This window comes from Kitasatospora sp. NPDC059673, assembly GCF_042734215.1.
GTDB lineage: Bacteria > Actinomycetota > Actinomycetes > Streptomycetales > Streptomycetaceae > Kitasatospora.
Genome location: NZ_JBHWEN010000011.1, coordinates 49,207 through 66,568 on the forward strand (window position 1 = coordinate 49,207; position 17,362 = coordinate 66,568).

14 protein-coding genes are annotated in these 17,362 nt (G+C 70.2%); 5 read left to right on the forward strand and 9 right to left on the reverse strand.

Translation table 11 applies throughout. The features are described 5' to 3' along the window. Positions 1–41: 41 nt before the first annotated feature. The 6 genes from ACFV18_RS15235 to ACFV18_RS15260 form a co-directional block, all read right to left on the reverse strand. On the reverse strand, positions 42–557 hold the full coding sequence (locus ACFV18_RS15235; protein ID WP_380483230.1) for a ribonuclease: 516 nt from the start codon (positions 555–557) through the stop codon (positions 42–44). A gap of 273 nt (positions 558–830) precedes the next feature. Continuing rightward, a complete protein-coding gene (gene ppdK / locus ACFV18_RS15240; RefSeq protein ID WP_380483231.1) occupies positions 831–3,539 on the reverse strand; it encodes a pyruvate, phosphate dikinase in 2,709 nt (902 codons plus the stop codon). 565 nt (positions 3,540–4,104) lie between these two features. Next, positions 4,105–5,211, reverse strand: a complete 1,107-nt coding sequence (gene dusB, locus ACFV18_RS15245; RefSeq protein WP_380483463.1) for a tRNA dihydrouridine synthase DusB — start codon at positions 5,209–5,211, stop codon at positions 4,105–4,107. Positions 5,212–5,421: 210 nt separating this feature from the next. Then, entirely contained in the window at positions 5,422–6,321 is a 900-nt protein-coding gene (locus tag ACFV18_RS15250) for a DUF4097 family beta strand repeat-containing protein (RefSeq protein ID WP_380483232.1), read from the reverse strand. Continuing rightward, on the reverse strand, positions 6,318–6,965 hold the full coding sequence (locus tag ACFV18_RS15255) for a response regulator (protein ID WP_380483234.1): 648 nt from the start codon (positions 6,963–6,965) through the stop codon (positions 6,318–6,320). The genes ACFV18_RS15250 and ACFV18_RS15255 overlap by 4 nt, the downstream gene beginning before the upstream one ends. Next, positions 6,953–8,224, reverse strand: coding sequence for a histidine kinase (locus ACFV18_RS15260; RefSeq protein WP_380483236.1), 1,272 nt, complete (start codon positions 8,222–8,224; stop codon positions 6,953–6,955). Before ACFV18_RS15260 ends, ACFV18_RS15255 begins: the two co-directional genes overlap by 13 nt. A gap of 135 nt (positions 8,225–8,359) precedes the next feature. Between ACFV18_RS15260 and ACFV18_RS15265 the strand changes: the two genes are divergently transcribed. Further along, positions 8,360–8,860, forward strand: coding sequence for a hypothetical protein (locus ACFV18_RS15265; protein ID WP_380483238.1), 501 nt, complete (start codon positions 8,360–8,362; stop codon positions 8,858–8,860). Between the two features lie 439 nt (positions 8,861–9,299). Here ACFV18_RS15265 and ACFV18_RS15270 read toward each other — a convergent pair whose 3' ends face one another. Further along, the gene (locus ACFV18_RS15270) at positions 9,300–10,151 is read right to left on the reverse strand and encodes a helix-turn-helix transcriptional regulator (RefSeq protein WP_380483240.1); all 852 of its coding nucleotides are present in this window, start codon (positions 10,149–10,151) and stop codon (positions 9,300–9,302) included. Between the two features lie 101 nt (positions 10,152–10,252). Here ACFV18_RS15270 and ACFV18_RS15275 point away from each other — a divergent pair, with 101 nt between their 5' ends. Continuing rightward, positions 10,253–11,686 (forward strand): MFS transporter, encoded by a 1,434-nt coding sequence (locus ACFV18_RS15275; RefSeq protein ID WP_380483242.1) that lies wholly within the window; start codon positions 10,253–10,255, stop codon positions 11,684–11,686. A gap of 123 nt (positions 11,687–11,809) precedes the next feature. Then, positions 11,810–12,385 carry an NADAR family protein gene (locus tag ACFV18_RS15280; RefSeq protein ID WP_380483244.1) on the forward strand — a complete coding sequence of 192 codons (576 nt, stop codon included), beginning with the start codon at positions 11,810–11,812 and terminating at the stop codon, positions 12,383–12,385. Positions 12,386–12,619: 234 nt separating this feature from the next. On the opposite strand, the gene ACFV18_RS15285 is transcribed toward ACFV18_RS15280, so the two are convergent. Continuing rightward, positions 12,620–12,958, reverse strand: a complete 339-nt coding sequence (locus tag ACFV18_RS15285) for a hypothetical protein (RefSeq protein ID WP_380483246.1) — start codon at positions 12,956–12,958, stop codon at positions 12,620–12,622. Between the two features lie 681 nt (positions 12,959–13,639). Between ACFV18_RS15285 and ACFV18_RS15290 the strand changes: the two genes are divergently transcribed. Beyond that, positions 13,640–14,374, forward strand: coding sequence for a hypothetical protein (locus ACFV18_RS15290; protein ID WP_380483247.1), 735 nt, complete (start codon positions 13,640–13,642; stop codon positions 14,372–14,374). A 174-nt stretch (positions 14,375–14,548) separates the two neighbouring features. On the opposite strand, the gene ACFV18_RS15295 is transcribed toward ACFV18_RS15290, so the two are convergent. Beyond that, complete coding sequence (locus ACFV18_RS15295) at positions 14,549–15,931, reverse strand: glycine--tRNA ligase (protein ID WP_380483249.1); 1,383 nt, start codon at positions 15,929–15,931, stop codon at positions 14,549–14,551. A gap of 436 nt (positions 15,932–16,367) precedes the next feature. Here ACFV18_RS15295 and ACFV18_RS15300 point away from each other — a divergent pair, with 436 nt between their 5' ends. Next, entirely contained in the window at positions 16,368–17,333 is a 966-nt protein-coding gene (locus tag ACFV18_RS15300; protein ID WP_380483250.1) for a metal ABC transporter substrate-binding protein, read from the forward strand. Positions 17,334–17,362 lie beyond the last annotated feature (29 nt).

Sequence of the window (17,362 nt, forward strand, 5' to 3'; positions counted from 1 at the left end):
GTGATGGAAAGTAATTTACCGGCGGGTCGTCAGCAACCGTGTCAGCAGCGCGAGTCGATCTCCTGGAAGGAGGCGTAGTGGTCGGCCGTCCAGTACTGCTCACCGGCGCTTCCGGTCACCACCCGCCGGGTTCCGCGGTCGTCCGAACCCGGGGTGACCACGGTGAACTCGTGGTAGTAGCCGTTGTTCTGGCGCGGCAGGCGGCTCTCCCGGTTCTCGAAGACGATGCCGTCCGAGCGGTACGGGTAGGGTCCGCCCTTGGCGATCAGCCCGAGGGTGTCGGTGGCCTGCGAGGGCAGCTTGCTGCGGCAGACGTCGGCCAGCGCGGTACTTGTGGGCACCCAGGTGGGCAGGTCGGCAGGTGACTTCGCCGGGGCGGACGGCTTGGGGGCGCTCGTGGTGCCGTTCCGGGAGGCCGTGGCGGCGGGCGCGGACGGCGACTTGGCGGCGCCCGGGCTGCCCGGGTCTCCCCCGCCGTTCAGCAGGGCGGTCACTGCGGCAACGAGGCCGGCGACGATCAGGACGGCGAGGCTGATCAGGCGATTGCGGCTGGTCATGGCCTCCAGCTTGCCGTACCGGCTCACTCGGACGGCGCAAGCGCGTACGTGCCGGGCGAGGTTCGCGTCCGCAGCGGTGGGCCGCAGAACGCCGGAGTCGGCCTGCTCGGCGCGTGCGGTCGATCGAACCGGGAAAACGCCGCCGGGGCGGGAACGGACGCCATTGTCCGTTCCCGCCCCGGCTGCTCCGTACGGCGGCTCTCCTGCGCCGAGCTCCGCCGTACGCCCCTCTTTCTACGGAGGGGTGCGGTCAGTGATCCGCGCTGCTTCGTGTCAGCGCGAGTCGCTTCCCGCCGTCTCAATGGCGGCGCGGCCTGCCTCCAGGCGCGCCACCGGGATCCGGAAGGGGGAGCAGGACACGTAGTCCAGCCCCACCTCGTGGAAGAAGTGGACCGAGTCGGGGTCGCCGCCGTGCTCGCCGCAGACGCCGAGCTTGAGGTCGGGACGGGTGGCCCGGCCGGCCTGCGCGGCGCTCCGGACCAGCGAGCCGACGCCGTCGCGGTCGATGGTCTCGAACGGGCTGACTCCGAAGATGCCCTTCTCCAGGTAGGCGGTGAAGAAGGAGGCCTCGACGTCGTCGCGGGAGAAGCCCCACACGGTCTGGGTCAGGTCGTTGGTGCCGAAGGAGAAGAAGTCGGCGGCCTCGGCGATCTGCCCGGCCGTCACGGCGGCGCGCGGCAGCTCGATCATGGTGCCGAGCTTGATGTCGAGGTTGACGCCGGTGGAGGCGGCGACCTCGGCGAGCACCCGCTCGCACTCGTCGCGAACCAGCTCCAGCTCCTGGACGGTGCCGACCAGCGGGATCATCACCTCGGGGCGCGGGTCGCCGCCGGCCAGCTTGCGCTCGGCCGCAGCCTCGGCGATCGCCCGGACCTGCATCCCGAACAGGCCGGGGATGACCAGGCCGAGACGGACGCCGCGCAGGCCCAGCATCGGGTTGGCCTCGTGCAGGCGGTGGACGGCCTGGAGCAGACGCAGGTCGTTCTCGTTCGGGTCCTTGCGGGCCTCGGCGAGGGCGACGCGTACCGACAGCTCGGTGAAGTCGGGCAGGAACTCGTGCAGCGGCGGGTCGAGCAGGCGGACCGTCACCGGAAGCCCGTCCATCGACTGGAAGAGCTCCAGGAAGTCGCCCTTCTGCAGCGGCAGCAGGCTGGACAGCGCGGCCTCGCGGTCCTTGTCGTTGTCCGCCAGGATCAGGCGCTCGACCTCCTTGCGGCGCTCCTCGCCGAGGAACATGTGCTCGGTGCGGCACAGGCCGATGCCCTGGGCACCGTACCGGCGGGCGCGGTTCGCGTCCTCGGCGTTGTCGGCGTTGGCGCGGACCGCGAGGCGACGGCGGCCGTCGGCGTGCGACATCAGCCGGTGCACGGCCTGGACCAGCCCGCCCTGAACGTCGGCGCCGGCGTGCAGGGTGCCCTCGAAGTACTCGACCACCGGGGACGGCAGCACCGGGACCTCGCCCAGGTACACCTTGCCGTTGGCACCGTCGATGGACACCAGGTCGCCCTCCTGGACGACCTGGCCGTCGGAGGTGGTGAACTTGCGGTTCTTGGTGTCGACCTCCAGCTCCTCGGCGCCGCAGACACAGGTCTTGCCCATGCCGCGGGCGACCACGGCCGCGTGCGAGGTCTTGCCGCCGCGCGAGGTGAGGATGCCCTCGGCGGCGATCATGCCTTCCAGGTCGTCCGGGTTGGTCTCGCGGCGGACCAGGATGACCTTCTCGCCGGAACGCGACCACTTCACCGCGGTGTACGAGTCGAAGACCACCTTGCCGACCGCGGCGCCGGGCGAGGCCGCGATGCCGTAGGCGACCGGCCGGGTCTCGGCGGTGGGGGCGAAGCGCGGGAACATCAGCTGGGCGAGCTGGCCGCCGGTGACCCGGTGCAGCGCCTCGTCCAGGTCGATCAGGCCCTGGTCGACCAGCTGGACGGCGATCCGGAACGCGGCGGCGGCGGTGCGCTTGCCGACGCGGGTCTGCAGCATCCAGAGCTTGCCGCGTTCGATGGTGAACTCGATGTCGCACAGGTCCCGGTAGTGGTTCTCCAGGGTCTGCATGATGGACATCAGCTCGTCGTACGACTTCTTGTCGAGCTGTTCGAGGTCGGCCAGCTGGAGGGTGTTGCGGATGCCCGCCACCACGTCCTCGCCCTGGGCGTTCTGCAGGTAGTCGCCGTAGACGCCCTGGGTACCGGTGGAGGGGTCGCGGGTGAAGGCGACACCGGTGCCGGAGTCCTCGCCGAGGTTGCCGAAGACCATGGTGCAGACGTTGACGGCGGTGCCCAGGTCGTTCGGAATGCGCTCCTGGCGGCGGTACAGGCGGGCCCGGTCGCCGTTCCAGGAGTGGAAGACCGCGTGGATCGCCAGGTCCAGCTGCTCGCGCGGCTCCTGCGGGAACTCGCGGCCGGTCTCCCGGAGGACGATCGCCTTGAAGGTCTCGACCAGGGTCTTGAGATCCTCGGCGGTGAGGTCCAGGTCGTTGACGGTGCCCTTGGCGTGCTTGGCCTCGTCCAGCGCCTCTTCGAACAGCTCGCCGTCGACGCCCAGCACGGTCTTGCCGAACATCTGGACCAGGCGGCGGTAGGAGTCCCAGGCGAAGCGCTCGTTGCCGGACTGGGCGGCGAGCCCGGTCACCGAGGCATCGGAGAGGCCGATGTTCAGGACGGTGTCCATCATGCCGGGCATGGAGAACTTGGCTCCGGACCGCACCGAGACCAGCAGCGGGTTGTCCGCCTGGCCGAGCTGCTTGCCCATCTGGCCCTCGAGGGCGACCAGGTGGCCGGTGATCTCCTCGTTCAGCGAGGCCGGCTCGCTGCCGGTCTCGAGGAACACCTTGCAGGCGTCAGTGGTGATGGTGAACCCCGGAGGGACGGGGAGGCCCAGGTTGGTCATCTCGGCGAGGTTCGCACCCTTCCCGCCGAGAAGATCCTTGAGGTCCTTGTTTCCTTCGGTGAAGGAGTAAACAAACTTCTGCTGCGCCGCCACGGGTCGTTCTCCTCGCACACGGTTGCCCTGACGCCGGAGAACATACCCATTTCGAAGGCTGCTTAGGGGAGCGAATAGGTCGTACGAGCTGCGAAGCAGGCCGTTGACCAGCAGATCGAATGCCTGAATGGACGTTTGCCTGCGTTGCTGAAATCGTCCGGGTGACGTTAGTGAGCCTTCAAGAAGTGAAGGCATCACCACGCGAAGCTCATACCAACCGGACATACAGTGACGGCATCGATCCCATCGCGTTTCCCCGGCTTGATTTCCTGCAACCAGCCGCAGCCATCCACCCGGAGCCCGTTCGGGAAGCGATCCGGACTTGTACACCTTGGCGAAGTCCGCTGACTGGTCGTCACCCGCCACGATATGTGGCCAGCGTCACGGGCGCATCTCAGCTGTCGAGCCCAGGCTCTCTACGCCAGGCGTCGCTTTCCGTCGAGCATTCGATCACTCCGCGTCGCCGAATTTCGCCTTTGAGGAGCCCTACTGTCCATCTTGGACAACTCGGCTGGGCCAGTTCGGCCAGCCGATAGAGGTGACCATTTCTGCCGAACAGTACAGATCATCCGCCAGAGGTATCCGATTCGGCATCTTCGCCGAGTCGGGCGCACTCGTACGGATCGTCCAACCACCCCTCGGGCAGGACCACCCGGTTGTTGCCGCTGGTTCGACCGCGCGGACCATCGGCGCCGATCGGCCAGCTCTGTTCCTGGTCGACCAGAGCCAGGGTTTCGGCGAGTTCGGTGAGCGAGCTGGAATTGGCGAGCTTCACCCGCAGCTCGGAGCCGACCGAGAAACCCTTGGTGTACCAGGCAACGTGCTTGCGGAAGTCGATGACGCCGCGGGCCTCGTCCCCGAGCCACTCCCCCAGCAGCTGGGCGTGCCGAACCATGGCACGGGCCACGTACGCGAAGGTGGGTCGGGCGTAATCGACGTCGCCCTCGAAGATCGAGACCAGGTCCTTGAACAGCCACGGCCGACCGAGGCAGCCACGGCCGACCACCACGCCGTCGCAGCCGGTCTCGCGCATCATCCGCACGGCGTCGTCGGCGGACCAGATGTCGCCGTTGCCGAGCACCGGGATGTCGGTCGGTACGGACTCGCGCAGCCGGGCGATGGCCGACCAGTCGGCGGTGCCGCCGTAGTGCTGGGCGGCGGTGCGGCCGTGCAGGGCGATCGCGGCCACGCCCTCCTCGGCACCGATCCGGCCGGCGTCGAGATAGGTGAGGTGGTCGTCATCGATGCCCTTGCGCATCTTCATGGTGACCGGGAGGTCGCCCGCGTTGCCGACCGCCTGACGCAGGATGTCCCGCAGCAGGTTGCGCTTGTACGGCAGCGCGGAGCCGCCGCCCTTGCGGGTCACCTTCGGGACGGGGCAGCCGAAGTTGAGGTCGATGTGATCGGCGAGGCCCTCCTCGGAGATCATCCGCGCCGCCTTGCCGACGGTCTCCGGGTCCACGCCGTACAGCTGGATCGAGCGGGGCTTCTCACTCGGGTCGAACTTGATCAACTGCATGGTCTTGGCATTGCGCTCGACCAGGGCCCGGGTCGTGATCATCTCCGAGACGTACAGGCCGCGGCCGCCGCTCTGCTCCCGGCACAGGGTGCGGAACGGGGCATTGGTGATGCCGGCCATCGGAGCCAGCACCACCGGAGGCCACACCTGCATCGGCCCGATGTTCAGCGGGGCGAACTCCGGCGCTTCGGGCGCTGCCGGAGTTGCCTGGGCGGAGTCGGGCGTGATGGTCATGCGCGGCAGATCCTCAAACGGGTAGGGCCCCAACGGCGGGAGTTCCGGACTCTCCATTCTCCCCCACCGACCGAGCGGGCCGCCCCGCGCTGCTGGACGGCCCCGGTCGGGCGCGGGCTCGGTGTTCGGTCAGTGCTGGTTGCCGATCCGGTTGATGGTGACGTCGCCGGAGGCGGTGACGATGTCCAGCACCCGGGAGGAAGCCGAGTTCTGCAGGGACGGGTCCATCACCAGGGCGGTGCCTGCGCTGCTGAGGTCGATCCGGTACTGACTGCGGTCGTCGGGGACTTGCAGCACGAGACTGCCGGAGGCCAGCCGGGCCGTCACCGAGGCCGGCGGCCGGTCGTACTGCAGGGTGACCTGGCCCGAGGAGGAGAAGGCCCTGGTCTCCGCAGACGTCAGCCCGGTGCCGACGATCTGACCGGAGCCGCCCTTGGCCCAGATGGCGCCACTGACCCGGCTCAGCTCGATCTGCCCGGAACCGGTCTCCGCCAAGGTGTCCCCGGAGATGTCGAGGATCTCCGTCCGGCCCGAACCGCTGCGGGACTTGACCGCGGTCGCCGCCGGGACCTGTATCTCCAAGGCGACGGCGCAGCCGAACAGCATGCTCGCCTCGGGGCAGTCGACGGATATCGCCAGCGTGTCCGCTTCGACCTGCTCGCTCACTGCGGGCCTGCGCAAGGACCAGCCGACGCGTTCGGTGACGATCACCCGATCGGTGCCCCCGGCGCGTACGGTGACCATGGCCGGGCCGGAGTCGATGTCGAGCCGGTCGATCGCTTCGAAGAACGTCCTCTCGTAGACGCTGTCGCGCTGGACCAGGGCGGCACCGGTGGTCGCCGCTCCGCCCACCAGAGTGCAGGCGAGCACCAGCACCCCGATGATCCGCCAGACGCGGCGCTCCCCCGCGCGCAGCTCGGCGGCCGGGACGTCCGGACCGGGTTTCGGCAGCCATCGGACGAAGCGGCCCTTGTCGGCGGGCCGCCGCTCCGCCTCCGGCTCCGATCCCGTGGTCGATCGTCGTGTCATTGGCTGATCTCCAGGAAGCGGAGTACCGCGAGTACCCGCCGGTGGGTGTCTTCGGCGGGCGGAAGGTCGAGCTTGGTGAGGATCGAGTTGATGTGCTTGGAGACCGCGCTGTCGCTGACCACCAGGGATTCGGCGATCGCGGTGTTGGAGCGCCCTTCGGCCATCAGCGCCAGTACGTCCCGCTCGCGGGGCGTCAGCCGGTGCAGCGGATCCTTGTCACGGCGCAGCAGCAGCTGCGCGACCACTTCCGGGTCGAGGGCCGTGCCGCCCTCGACCACTCGCTGGAGCGCCTCCACGAACTCGTCGACGTTGGCCACCCGCTGCTTGAGCAGGTAGCCGACGCCGCTGGTGTTCTTGGCCAGCAGATCGGCCGCGTAACGCTCCTCGACGAACTGGGAGAGCAGCACGACTGCGGTGTCCGGCCACTGCTGGCGGATCATCAGGGCGGCGCGGACGCCCTCGTCGGTGAAGCCGGGTGGCATCCGGACGTCCGCGACGACGATCTGGGGGCGGTGCTCCTCCACGGCGGCGAGCAACGCCTCGGCGTCCTCCACGGCGGCGGCCACCTCGTAGCCTTCGCTCTCCAGGACCTTGACAATGCCGATCCGCAGCAGGACGGAGTCCTCGGCGATCACAGCTCGCATGGCAGCTCCATGGTGATAGTGGTGGGGCCCCCGCGGGGGCTGGTGATGGCAAGTGATCCGTCCACGGACGCGGCCCGTTTGCGCAGGCCGGTGAGCCCGCTGCCGCGGGTGGCGTCCGCGCCGCCGATGCCGTCGTCGGTGATGGTGATGAACAGCCGGTCGGAGACCCGGCGCAGGGCGAGATCGACCCGGGAGGCCTTGGCGTGCTTGGCGGCGTTGGCCAGTGCCTCGGAGACCGTGAAGTACGCGACCGCCTCCACGGTGGGGGCTATCCGGCCCGGCAGGTCGACCGCGAGGTGCACGGGGACGGGGCTGCGCGCGGCGATGCCGGAGAGCGCCGCATCGAGCCCGCGGTCCTCCAGTACGGCGGGGTGCAGGCCGCGGACCAGGTCGTGGAGTTCCTTGATGGCGGCCTGGGCCTCCTCGTGCGCGGTGACGATGACCTCCATCGCCTCGGGCGGAATGTTCTTGAGGGTGCGCCGGGCGAGGCCGAGGTTCATCGCGAGCGAGACCAGCCGCTGCTGTGCGCCGTCGTGCAAGTCCCGTTCGATCCGGCGGCGTTCGGCATCGGCAGCGTCCACCACGTCCACCCGGCTCTGGGCGAGGTGTTCGACGCGGCGTTCCAGCACCTCCGCGCGGTTGGGGCCGAGCAGGGCGCGGACGGTCCAGAGGTCGAGCGCGGCAAGCAGGGCGACCAGCCACGGGGTGAGGAACAGCAGGAGCAGGCCGCCGAGAGTGGCCACCGCGCCGTCGGTCGTCCAACCGAAGCCGGAACGCAGGGGGTTGTTCATCGGGAGCAGCCAGACCCAGCCGAAGAAGGTGAGCAGTATCAGGGCGGTGCCCCAGAGGCTGAGGACGAGGCCGGCGCAGAAGGTCTGGATCGGGGCCACGACGAGGTGGTGCACGGCCTGGCGCCATGTCAGCCCGGCGCGGAGGCGGGGCAACCAGCCGGCGTCCGGCGCCAGTCGGCTGGGGATCTCCAGGCCGCGCAGGCTGCGGACCCGGCTTCGCTGGACGGTGGTCATCAGGTCGAGCAGGACCACCAGGAGAAGCAGCCCGATCATCAGCGCCCTCCCGGGGAGGGTGAGGACGATGATGCAGGGCAGGCCGAGCGGGAGGCCGGCTGCCAGGAACAGCGAATCCCGTCGAGTGCCCGTGGACCACGGGGCATGCTCCAGCGCAGCGCGGAGCGCTGCGGGGCGGGCCGTTGCGGAGCCGGCCGCCCGGACGGGGCGCGACTGGATCTTCGACTGGAACATGCGGCACAGCGTAGGGCCGCGCCGATCTCGGCTTCCATGGCGTGGGCCTCCGTCTTTGGGGTGTACCTGGCTACACCCCAAAGACGGAGCCGCACGCTACCGACAAGATCTTTGCTGCGGACGATTCTTGACGGCATGACGAATACGAACGTGATGCGTTGTGGCCGTAGCCCGCTCGGTGTCGCCCCCGGCGCCGCCCTGGAGTTCCCGATGGCCGGGTCCGAACTCCTCGACGGCGCAGGCGCGGTGGGCCTGCTCGCCGCGGTCGGCCCCTGGTCGGTGCGCCTGCGCGCCGGCCGCCGCCCGGCCGTGGAGGTGTACGAGTACGGCGAGTTGCTCGATGTAGTGGTCGAGTCCTCGCTCGGTGATGCCCAGTTGCGCGGCGCACGGCGCGGCCGGGCCGGTGGGGCGGGAGAAGGGCCGGTCTCCTGCGCGTGGGGCCGATGGCCACCAGGCAGCGCGCCCCGGCCGGTGCTCTTCCGCCCGGGCGGGCTGCGCCGCCGCACGGTGCGGGCCGATGTGGTGCGGACGGTGGGCCGCTTCTGGTTCGCCTCGGTGGCCGGGGAGTTCCGCTGGGCGCAGGTGTGCTGGTCGTCGGGCTGCGCGGAGCACCCGGAGTCGGGGAGGGCGGCATGAGCGTGCTCGCTTCGTCCCTCGTCCGGGTGGGAGGCGGTGTGCGCCCGGGCCTTCGGGTCGGGCCGGTACCGGTGGAACTGCTGTTCCTGGGCTGCGGGATGGTCCTGCTGCCCTGGGCTTCGCTGCTGGCCACGCTGCCCGGCGGGCAGGCTTGGGCCGTGCTCGATGTGGTCGAGTCGGCTGCGCTGTCGGCCAGTGCCGTGTTGCTGCGGCAGGGCAGGAGTCCGCGTTGGGCGGCCGGGTTGGCTGCCGTGCTGCTGGTGGCCGATGCCGGGTGCGACGTGGCAACGGCGGCGCATGGGTCCGAGCTGGCGGTGGCCCTGCTGATGGCCCTCTGCGCGGAGCTTCCGCTCGCCGCACTCTGCTGGTCGGTGGCGCTCGGGCGGTCCGCTCAAGGTGCGGCCGGCTCGCCGTCCGCGCGCCGGCGCTCGCTCAACGGTCAGGTGGCACTGGCCAGTTGGTGGAGCCGGTCCAGGGTGTCCCGGTCGTGGGGCACGTACCCGATCAGTCGGGTGCCGCTCCTGGGGCCCAGCCACAGGTTCGTGTACTCGAAGCGCAGCAGGCCGACTTCGGGCAGCACGAACTGTTTGAACCCGTTGACCATCCCCGACACCTCGTGTCTTTCCCAAGCCTCCTCAAAGTCCGGAGAGGCCATGCGCAGCCGGGCGACCAGCGCCTTCCACCCAGGTTCCGCCGCATGGTCGGCCAGCACGGTCCGGAAGCGCGCCACCACCCCTGCTCTGGCGGCCGCCAGGTCCGCCAGGTTCCTCGCGATTGGAGTGTCAGTGAAGATCATCCACATGATGTTGCGGTCCTCTTCGGGGATCATGTCCAAGTCCCCGACGAGCCAGGTGTACGCCCGGTTGTACGCGAGGATGTCGAACCGACTGCTGATCACCACGGCCGGAAACGGGTCGAGTTGGTCGACCATGGCCGCGATCGCCGAAGAGACGGTGGGGCACTCCTTCACCGGCGTCGGGTCCTCGGAACCGGCCAGTGTGAACAGGTGTGACCGCTCGTTGCGATCGAGCAGCAGAGCCCGGGCCACCGCGTCCAGGACTTGGGCCGACACCTGGATGTCCCGCCCCTGTTCCAGCCAGGTGTACCAGGTGACGCCGACCGCGGCGAGGCCGGCGACCTCCTCGCGGCGCAGCCCCGGGGTACGACGGCGTCCGACGGCAGGCAGGCCGACCTGTTCGGGCGAGATGCGCTCCCGGCGGCTGCGCAAGAACGTGGCCAGTTCGCGCCGTCGATCGTCGGCGGGGGTGTGAAGGTCCGTGGAGGTAGCCATAGCACCAGGGTGGACCACCGCAGATCCTGTTGCCAGGTACTCCTTATACCTGGATAAACACCGCCTGGTACCAGGCTGAGAGGAGCCTCATCGTAGTACCCGTGACTCAGCAGACAGTGCTACCGCAGATCTCGTCGCCGGTCCGGCCCGCGGCTCCCGAACTGGGTGCCGCCGGCCTGATCACCGTCCTTCTGGGCGCCTTCCTTCCGATGCTTGACTTCTTCATAGTGAATGTCGCGCTGCCGACCATCGACCACGATCTGGTCGCCGGCCCCGCCGTCCTGGAACTCGTGGCGGCGGGCTACGGCATCGCCTTCGCCGTCCTGCTCGTCCTGGGCGGGCGGCTGGGCGACGCCTTCGGCCGACGGCGGCTGTTCATCGCCGGAGCCGTCGCCTTCACCCTCACCTCTCTCGCCTGCGGTGCCGCCCCCACCGCCTGGACCCTGGTCGCCGCCCGGGTCGCCCAGGGAGCCTCCGCCGCTCTGCTGCTCCCCCAGGTTCTCGCCACCATCACCGCCACCACCAGCGGTCAGCAGCGCGCCCGAGCCCTCGGCATCTACGGAGCAGTCGGCGGCATCTCGGTGGTGATCGGCCAGGTACTCGGCGGGCTCCTGGTCTCGGCGGACCTCTTCGGCACCGGCTGGCGCGCCGTCTTCCTGCTGAACGTCCCCTTCGCGCTGCTCACCGCGGTCCTGGCGGCGCGTCATGTCCCGGAGAGCCGGGCGGAGCGGGCCGCGGGCGTGGATCTCCCCGGCACCGTACTGCTCACGGCGACTCTGTTGGCCCTGTTCGTTCCCCTGATGGAGGGCCGGGCAATCAACTGGCCGCTCTGGACCTGGGTGTCCCTGGCAGCGTTCCCCGCCCTCGCGGCGGCGTTCGTGGCGGCGGAACGAAAGGCCGAGCGGGAAGGACGAGTTCCCCTCGTCCCGCTCTCGCTCCTGCGGATTCCGGAGATGCGGCGCGGCCTCGGCGTGGCAGTGCCCTACTTCACCGGATTCGGCGGATTCATGTTCGTGATCGCCCTGCTGCTGCAGAACGGGCTGCACCGGGGCCCGGTCGCCGCGGGTTGGGCCCTGGTGCCGATGGCGGTCGGCTACTTCGGTGCCTCGCTGGCCGGGCCGCGGTTGGTCGGTCTCTTCGGCAGTCGGGTCATCACGGTCGGGGCGGTGGTCCAGGGGGCCGGCCTGATCACCCTGATCATCACGGCGCTGTGCGACTGGTCGCACTTCTCCCCGCTCCGCATGTTCCCCGGCGTCGCGCTCGCCGGCATCGGCCAGGGGCTGGTGGGCATGCCCCTGTTCCGGGTGGTGCTCTCCCGGGTTCCCGCCGAACGCGCGGGGGTCGGCAGCGGCGTGCTGGCGACCACCCAGCAGTCCAGCCTGGCCCTGGGAGTGGCCACGCTCGGCACCCTCTTCATCGGGCTCGTCCCCACCCTGGGAATGGCGAACGCGCTGGCTCTGGTGCTCGGCATCCAGACGCTCGGTTCCCTGATCATCTGCTGGTTGAGCATCCGGCTGCCGCGCTCGGTCGGATGACGCCCCCTCCCCGCCGGCCGGGGCCGGAGCGGGCGCAGTGTCTGCGACGGGTCGGCGTGGAGCAGTCCTCGGCCCGCGAAAAATGACGGGCCCGGCCTCCAGGACCACTGGCAGGATGGCGCCATGACCTATCCGACCGGCCTTCCGAGCGACGCACGTACCCGTGAGCAGCTGGTGGCCGCCATCGCGTCCGGGAGCCGCCCCAAGTACCTGCACTTCTGGGGCCACCAGCCCGAGCGGGACGGGCGGATCGGGTCCGGCTCGCTCAGCCAGTGGTGGCCGTCGTCGTTCACCGTCGACGGGGTCGAATACTCCACCGCCGAGCACTGGATGATGGCCGGCAAGGCGCGACTGTTCGGCGACGAGGAGATCGTCCCGCGCATCCTCCGGGCCCGAACGCCCGGCGAGGCAAAGAAGTTGGGCCGCCTGGTCAAGGACTTCGACCAGGACACCTGGGTGGCGCACCGCTTCGGCCTGGTGGTGGCGGGCAACGTGGCCAAGTTCGGGCAGGACGAGCGGCTTTGCGACTACCTGCTCCGTACCGGAAAGCGCGTTCTGGTGGAAGCCAGCCCGCTCGACCGCGTCTGGGGCATCGGGCTGGCAGCCGACAACGAAAGGGTGAACTCGCCAACGCAGTGGCGCGGGCTGAACCTGCTCGGCTTCGCACTGATGGAAGCGCGGGCCCAACTCGCAGATTGACGTTCCATCAGTTCGCCGCACGGGGAATGAACGCCCCGTACCCTCACAAGTGGGGCGAGTCGGACGGGAATTGGCCGATGTCCGCAAAACCGGTCGGTCTCCCGCCGCGTCGGCACTCGCATTTCCGTCTCGAAAACGTTATGACTTACTCCCGTAACGTGGCCGCCGCACGGCAGCACCAGGATGGCCACCAGTCGTAGTGTCGGGGGCCAATCGGGGGACCCCGTGGAGAAATCAGGGCGGGGCGCGATGACCGTACGCGATCGGGGGCCGGAGCCGGCCGATATCCAGACACTCAGAGCAGAGTTGGACGAACTGCTCAGGGCCCGGCAATTCGCCGCACAGCGCGAACGCCGACTCAGCGAAGAGCTTCGGGCCGGCCAGGAACCCCACCACGCCCCCGGATCCGGCCGTCAGACCCGGCAGCCCGATCCCGAACTGCTCCGGCAACTCGCCCAGGCCCAGAACCTGCGCGAGGGCCTCGGCGCACGGTGCCTCGAACTGAGCGACCGACTGCTGGCCGCCGAAGACCGCCTGCTGTCCGGCCGCCCGGCCGCCGAGCCTCCCCGCCACCCGGGCCACACCCCGGCGGGCTCCGCAGGGAGAGCACGCATGGAACCCCCGGCCGGCTGGGATGCCGCCCCGATCCCGCCGCAGCGACCGCGCTCGACCGCTTCCGGCTTCGACACGCCCCATCGCGGGACACCCGCCGGAAATGGCACGCCCATAGGACGCGGTACGCCCATGGGCCGGCCGGGCCGGGCGTCCACCGACCGGCCCACCGAGCCGACCGCCGGTCCCTTGCCCACCCGGCCCCGCTCCGACGCCGGCCGTCCCGGCGCCGCACCGGGACAGACCGCCTGGGCCAGGACAGATATACCGAGCCAGCCCGCCGGCGGCCCCCGGCCCACCGGTGCGGGGCGCCCCGGCACCGGGCTCCCCCGCACAGAGCGCCCCCACGCGGAGCGCCCCGGGCCGCACCAGGGCACTACCGGCGCCTGGAACGCCCGACCCGGCACCGCCGCGCCGGGCGACAGGACGTCAGCCCCGGCCGCGCAGGCCCCTCAGGCCCTGCAGCCCTCGCAGTCCCCTCAGGCCGCGCAGGCCGCGCAGGCCGTCAGCCCCAACGGCGATCGCTTCCGCTCCGCCGCTCCGGGGCGCGGCCCGGCCACGCCGGGCCGGGGCGGGTCGCTCGGCGCCGAGGACGCGGCGCAGCCGCCCGGTCAGATCCGGGCGCGGACGACGGTGGAGCTGGTGGCCCTGGTGCAGCGCATCAGCGGGCTGCACCAGCAGGGCGCGACACACGAGTCGGCGGCCATCGTGCGCCAGGTGGCCGTGATGATCACGCCGGAGGACGTGGCCCGGCTGGCCGCGATGCTGCGGGAGAACGGTCCGGCGGGCTCCTCCACCTACCTGGCCCGCTCGGCCTCCACCGGGGCCCCGGAGCACGCGGCGGCCACACTCGCGGTACTGCGCCGCGAGGGGATGATCGACGAGGCGGCCGACCTCTTCCACACGCTGTGGTCGGCGAGTTCGGCGGCCCTGCCGCCGCTGCTGGCCGCCCTGGAGCAGTCCGGCCAGTCGGCCGACGGTCAGACCCTGCTGTGGGAACGCGCCTCCGCGCCGGCCGAGGAACTCGCCGAGCTGGCACAGCACTTGAAGGCCGCCGGACGGACCGGCGACGTGCGTCACCTGCTGCGGCAGGCGGCCGGTCGGCCGATCAACGAAGTCGCCGCGATCGCGGGTGCGTTGAACGAGGAGACCGCGGCGGAGCTGATCGGCGAACTGGCGCGGATTCGGTCCGCGAGCGACATCAGTCGGTTCGGTGCCGCGATCCAGGGTTCGGCCGAGCTGTACGACACCCTGCTGTTCGCCGCGGACGACCTGGAGGAGAGCCGGGCCCGCAGCGTGTTCGCGGCGCTGCGCACCGGCGGGCTGCCGACCGAGCCGACGCCACGCCCCCGGTCCCGCTCCCGTCAACGCCGCTGAACCACGTGGCAAGCCGACCGAACTCCGACCCGAACCCCGACCCGAACGCCGACCCGAACGCCGACAGGGGAACCACCGGCCGCCGGAAACCCGCGGCTCCCGGCCCACGAACTCGAATTCGCGGGCCGGGAGCCGGGGGTGAAACTCAGCCGGTGAGGTTCAGGTGTTACGGCGTCAGCAGCCGATCAGGCGGGCACCCAGGTAGGACTTCACCTGGTCGAGCGACACCCGCTCCTGCGCCATGGTGTCACGCTCGCGGACGGTCACCGCGTTGTCCTCAAGGGTGTCGAAGTCGACGGTGACGCAGAACGGCGTGCCGATCTCGTCCTGGCGACGGTAGCGCTTGCCGATCGCACCGGCGTCGTCGAACTCGACGTTCCAGGCGGACCGCAGGTCGGCGGCCAGGCCGCGGGCCTTCGGGGAGAGGTCGGCGTTGCGGGACAGCGGGAGCACCGCGACCTTGACCGGGGCCAGGCGCGGGTCGAGCCGCATGCCGACGCGCTTCTCCATGACGCCCTTGGCGTTCGGCGCCTCGTCCTCGAAGTAGGCGTCGATCAGGAAGGCCAGCATGGCGCGGTTGAGACCAGCGGCGGGCTCGATGACGTACGGGTAGTACCGCTCGTTCGCGTCCTGGTCGAAGTACTTCAGGTCCTGGCCGGAGGCCTCGCTGTGCACCGTCAGGTCGTAGTCGGTGCGGTTGGCGACGCCCTCGAGCTCGGAGAACTCGCTGCCACCGAAGTTGAAGCGGTACTCGATGTCCACCGTGCGCTTGGCGTAGTGGGACAGCTTCTCCTTGGGGTGCTCGAAGAAGCGCATGTTCTCGGTGCGCAGACCGAGGTCCACGTACCAGTTCCAGCGCTGCTCGAGCCAGTACTCGTGCCAGGTCTCGTCCTCGCCGGGCTTAACGAAGAACTCCATCTCCATCTGCTCGAACTCGCGGGTGCGGAAGATGAAGTTGCCGGGCGTGATCTCGTTGCGGAAGCTCTTGCCGACCTGGGCGATGCCGAACGGCGGCTTCTTGCGCGAAGTGGTCTGAACGGCCCGGAAGTTGGTGAAGATGCCCTGCGCGGTCTCCGGGCGGAGGTAGGCCAGGCCGGACGCGTCCTCGGTGACACCGAGGTGCGTCTTCAGCATGCCCGAGAACTCCTTGGGCTCCGTGAAGGCGCCCTTGTTGCCGCAGTTCGGGCAGTTGATGTCGGCGAGGCCGTTGGCCGGGAGCTTCTTGTGCTTGGCCTCGTAGGCCTCTTCCAGGTGGTCGGCGCGGAAGCGCTTGTGGCAGGAGAGGCACTCGGTCAGCGGGTCGTTGAAGGTCGCGACGTGGCCGGAGGCCTCCCAGACCTCGCGGGCGAGGATCACCGAGGAGTCGATACCGACGACGTCCTCCCGAGCGGTGACCATCGCACGCCACCACTGGCGCTTGATGTTCTCCTTCAGCTCGACTCCCAGCGGACCGTAGTCCCAGGCGGCGCGAGTACCGCCGTAGATCTCGCTGCAGGGGTAGACGAAGCCACGGCGCTTGCTCAGGCTGACGATCGTGTCGATCTTGTCGGCGGCCACAGTGCTCTCTTCAGTACGACGGCACGGTCAGGGCACGGCTGGTTGCGCGCGCCCGAAGAAACTCAGAGTACCGGGGATGCAGGGGCGGGATTCAACTCGATAGTGGCTCGGGCAGGCGGCCGGGCGGCCGCGCGGGAATGAACGGGCGTACACGTCCCGGCGTGTTGACGCCTGGCCGAACGCCCGGCCCGGCGCCCCGCCCGACGCCCGTCGGGGCCACCAGGACCCACCGTGGCCCGACCCCCTCCCCGTCACCATCCCCGCCCCCTCCCGCCACCATCCCCGCCACCTCCGCGACCCGGCGCGCGGCCGGCGGACAGCGGCGCACGGGGCTGCCGACACCCGCTCGCGGGAGGTCGCCGGAGGCCGCAGTGTGACCCCGATCCCCCTGAAAGCAAGTTGACAATCATTTCCAGATAAGATGAGAATGGTTGTCATGAAGATTCGCCGCCTGTCGACCTCCATAGCCTTCGCCGCCACGGCCACGGCCGGCGCGCTCCTGCTCACCGCCTGTGGCGGCACCAGCAGCGCGGCCGGCAAGGACGGCGGGAAGCTGAACGTGGTGGCGTCCTTCTACCCGATGGAATTCCTGGCCCGGCAGATCGGCGGCGAGCACGTCAAGGTCACCGACCTGACCGCCGCCGGGGTCGAACCGCACGACCTGGAGCTGACAGCCAAGCAGGTCGCGGCAGTGCAGCGGGCCGACACGGTGATCTACCTCAAGGGCCTGCAGCCGACGGTGGACAAGGCAGTGGCGCAGACCCACCCCAAGCACGTGGTGGACGCCACCGCCACCTCCCCGTTGGTGGACCACCACCTGGACGAGGGCACCACCGAGCCCGACGGCCACGGCGCCGAGCACGACCACGAGCACACCGATGCCGCCGGCGACCCGCACATCTGGCTGGACCCGACCCGGTACGCGGCGGTCGCGAAGAGCGTCGGCGCGGAGCTGGCCGAGGTCGACCCGGCGAACGCCGCCGACTACCAGCGCAACACCGACGCCCTGGTCACCCAACTGGCCACCCTGGACCAGGAGTTCCGGGACGGCCTGCAGAACGTCAAGACCAGGACCTTCATCACCAGCCACGCCGCGTTCGGCTACCTGGCCGACCACTACGGCCTGAACCAGGTCGCGATCAACGGCGTCGACCCGGAGGCCGAGCCCACCCCGTCCCGGCTGGCCGCGATCCAGCGTGCCGCAAAGGACAACGGCGCCACCACCGTGTTCTTCGAGGCCCTGGTCAGTCCCAAGCTGGCCAACACCGTGGCCTCCGACCTCGGGCTGAAGACCGCCGTGCTCGACCCCCTGGAGGGGGTCAAGGAGAAGGACAAGAACGACTACTTCTCCGTCATGCGGCAGAACCTCGACAACCTGAAGGCCGCCCTCGGCGCGAGCTGAGCAGCCCGCGCCGTCACCCGACCACCCGG

Excerpts from the sequence above, each read along its gene's own strand:
- ACFV18_RS15235 (WP_380483230.1), bottom strand. The coding sequence starts at position 557 with ATGACCAGCCGCAATCGCCTGATCAGCCTCGCCGTCCTGATCGTCGCC.
- dusB (WP_380483463.1), bottom strand. The coding sequence starts at position 5,211 with ATGCAGGTGTGGCCTCCGGTGGTGCTGGCTCCGATGGCCGGCATCACC.
- ACFV18_RS15250 (WP_380483232.1), bottom strand. The coding sequence starts at position 6,321 with ATGACACGACGATCGACCACGGGATCGGAGCCGGAGGCGGAGCGGCGG.
- ACFV18_RS15255 (WP_380483234.1), bottom strand. The coding sequence starts at position 6,965 with ATGCGAGCTGTGATCGCCGAGGACTCCGTCCTGCTGCGGATCGGCATT.
- ACFV18_RS15260 (WP_380483236.1), bottom strand. The coding sequence starts at position 8,224 with ATGTTCCAGTCGAAGATCCAGTCGCGCCCCGTCCGGGCGGCCGGCTCC.
- ACFV18_RS15265 (WP_380483238.1), top strand. The coding sequence starts at position 8,360 with ATGACGAATACGAACGTGATGCGTTGTGGCCGTAGCCCGCTCGGTGTC.
- ACFV18_RS15270 (WP_380483240.1), bottom strand. The coding sequence starts at position 10,151 with ATGGCTACCTCCACGGACCTTCACACCCCCGCCGACGATCGACGGCGC.
- ACFV18_RS15280 (WP_380483244.1), top strand. The coding sequence starts at position 11,810 with ATGACCTATCCGACCGGCCTTCCGAGCGACGCACGTACCCGTGAGCAG.
- ACFV18_RS15300 (WP_380483250.1), top strand. The coding sequence starts at position 16,368 with ATGAAGATTCGCCGCCTGTCGACCTCCATAGCCTTCGCCGCCACGGCC.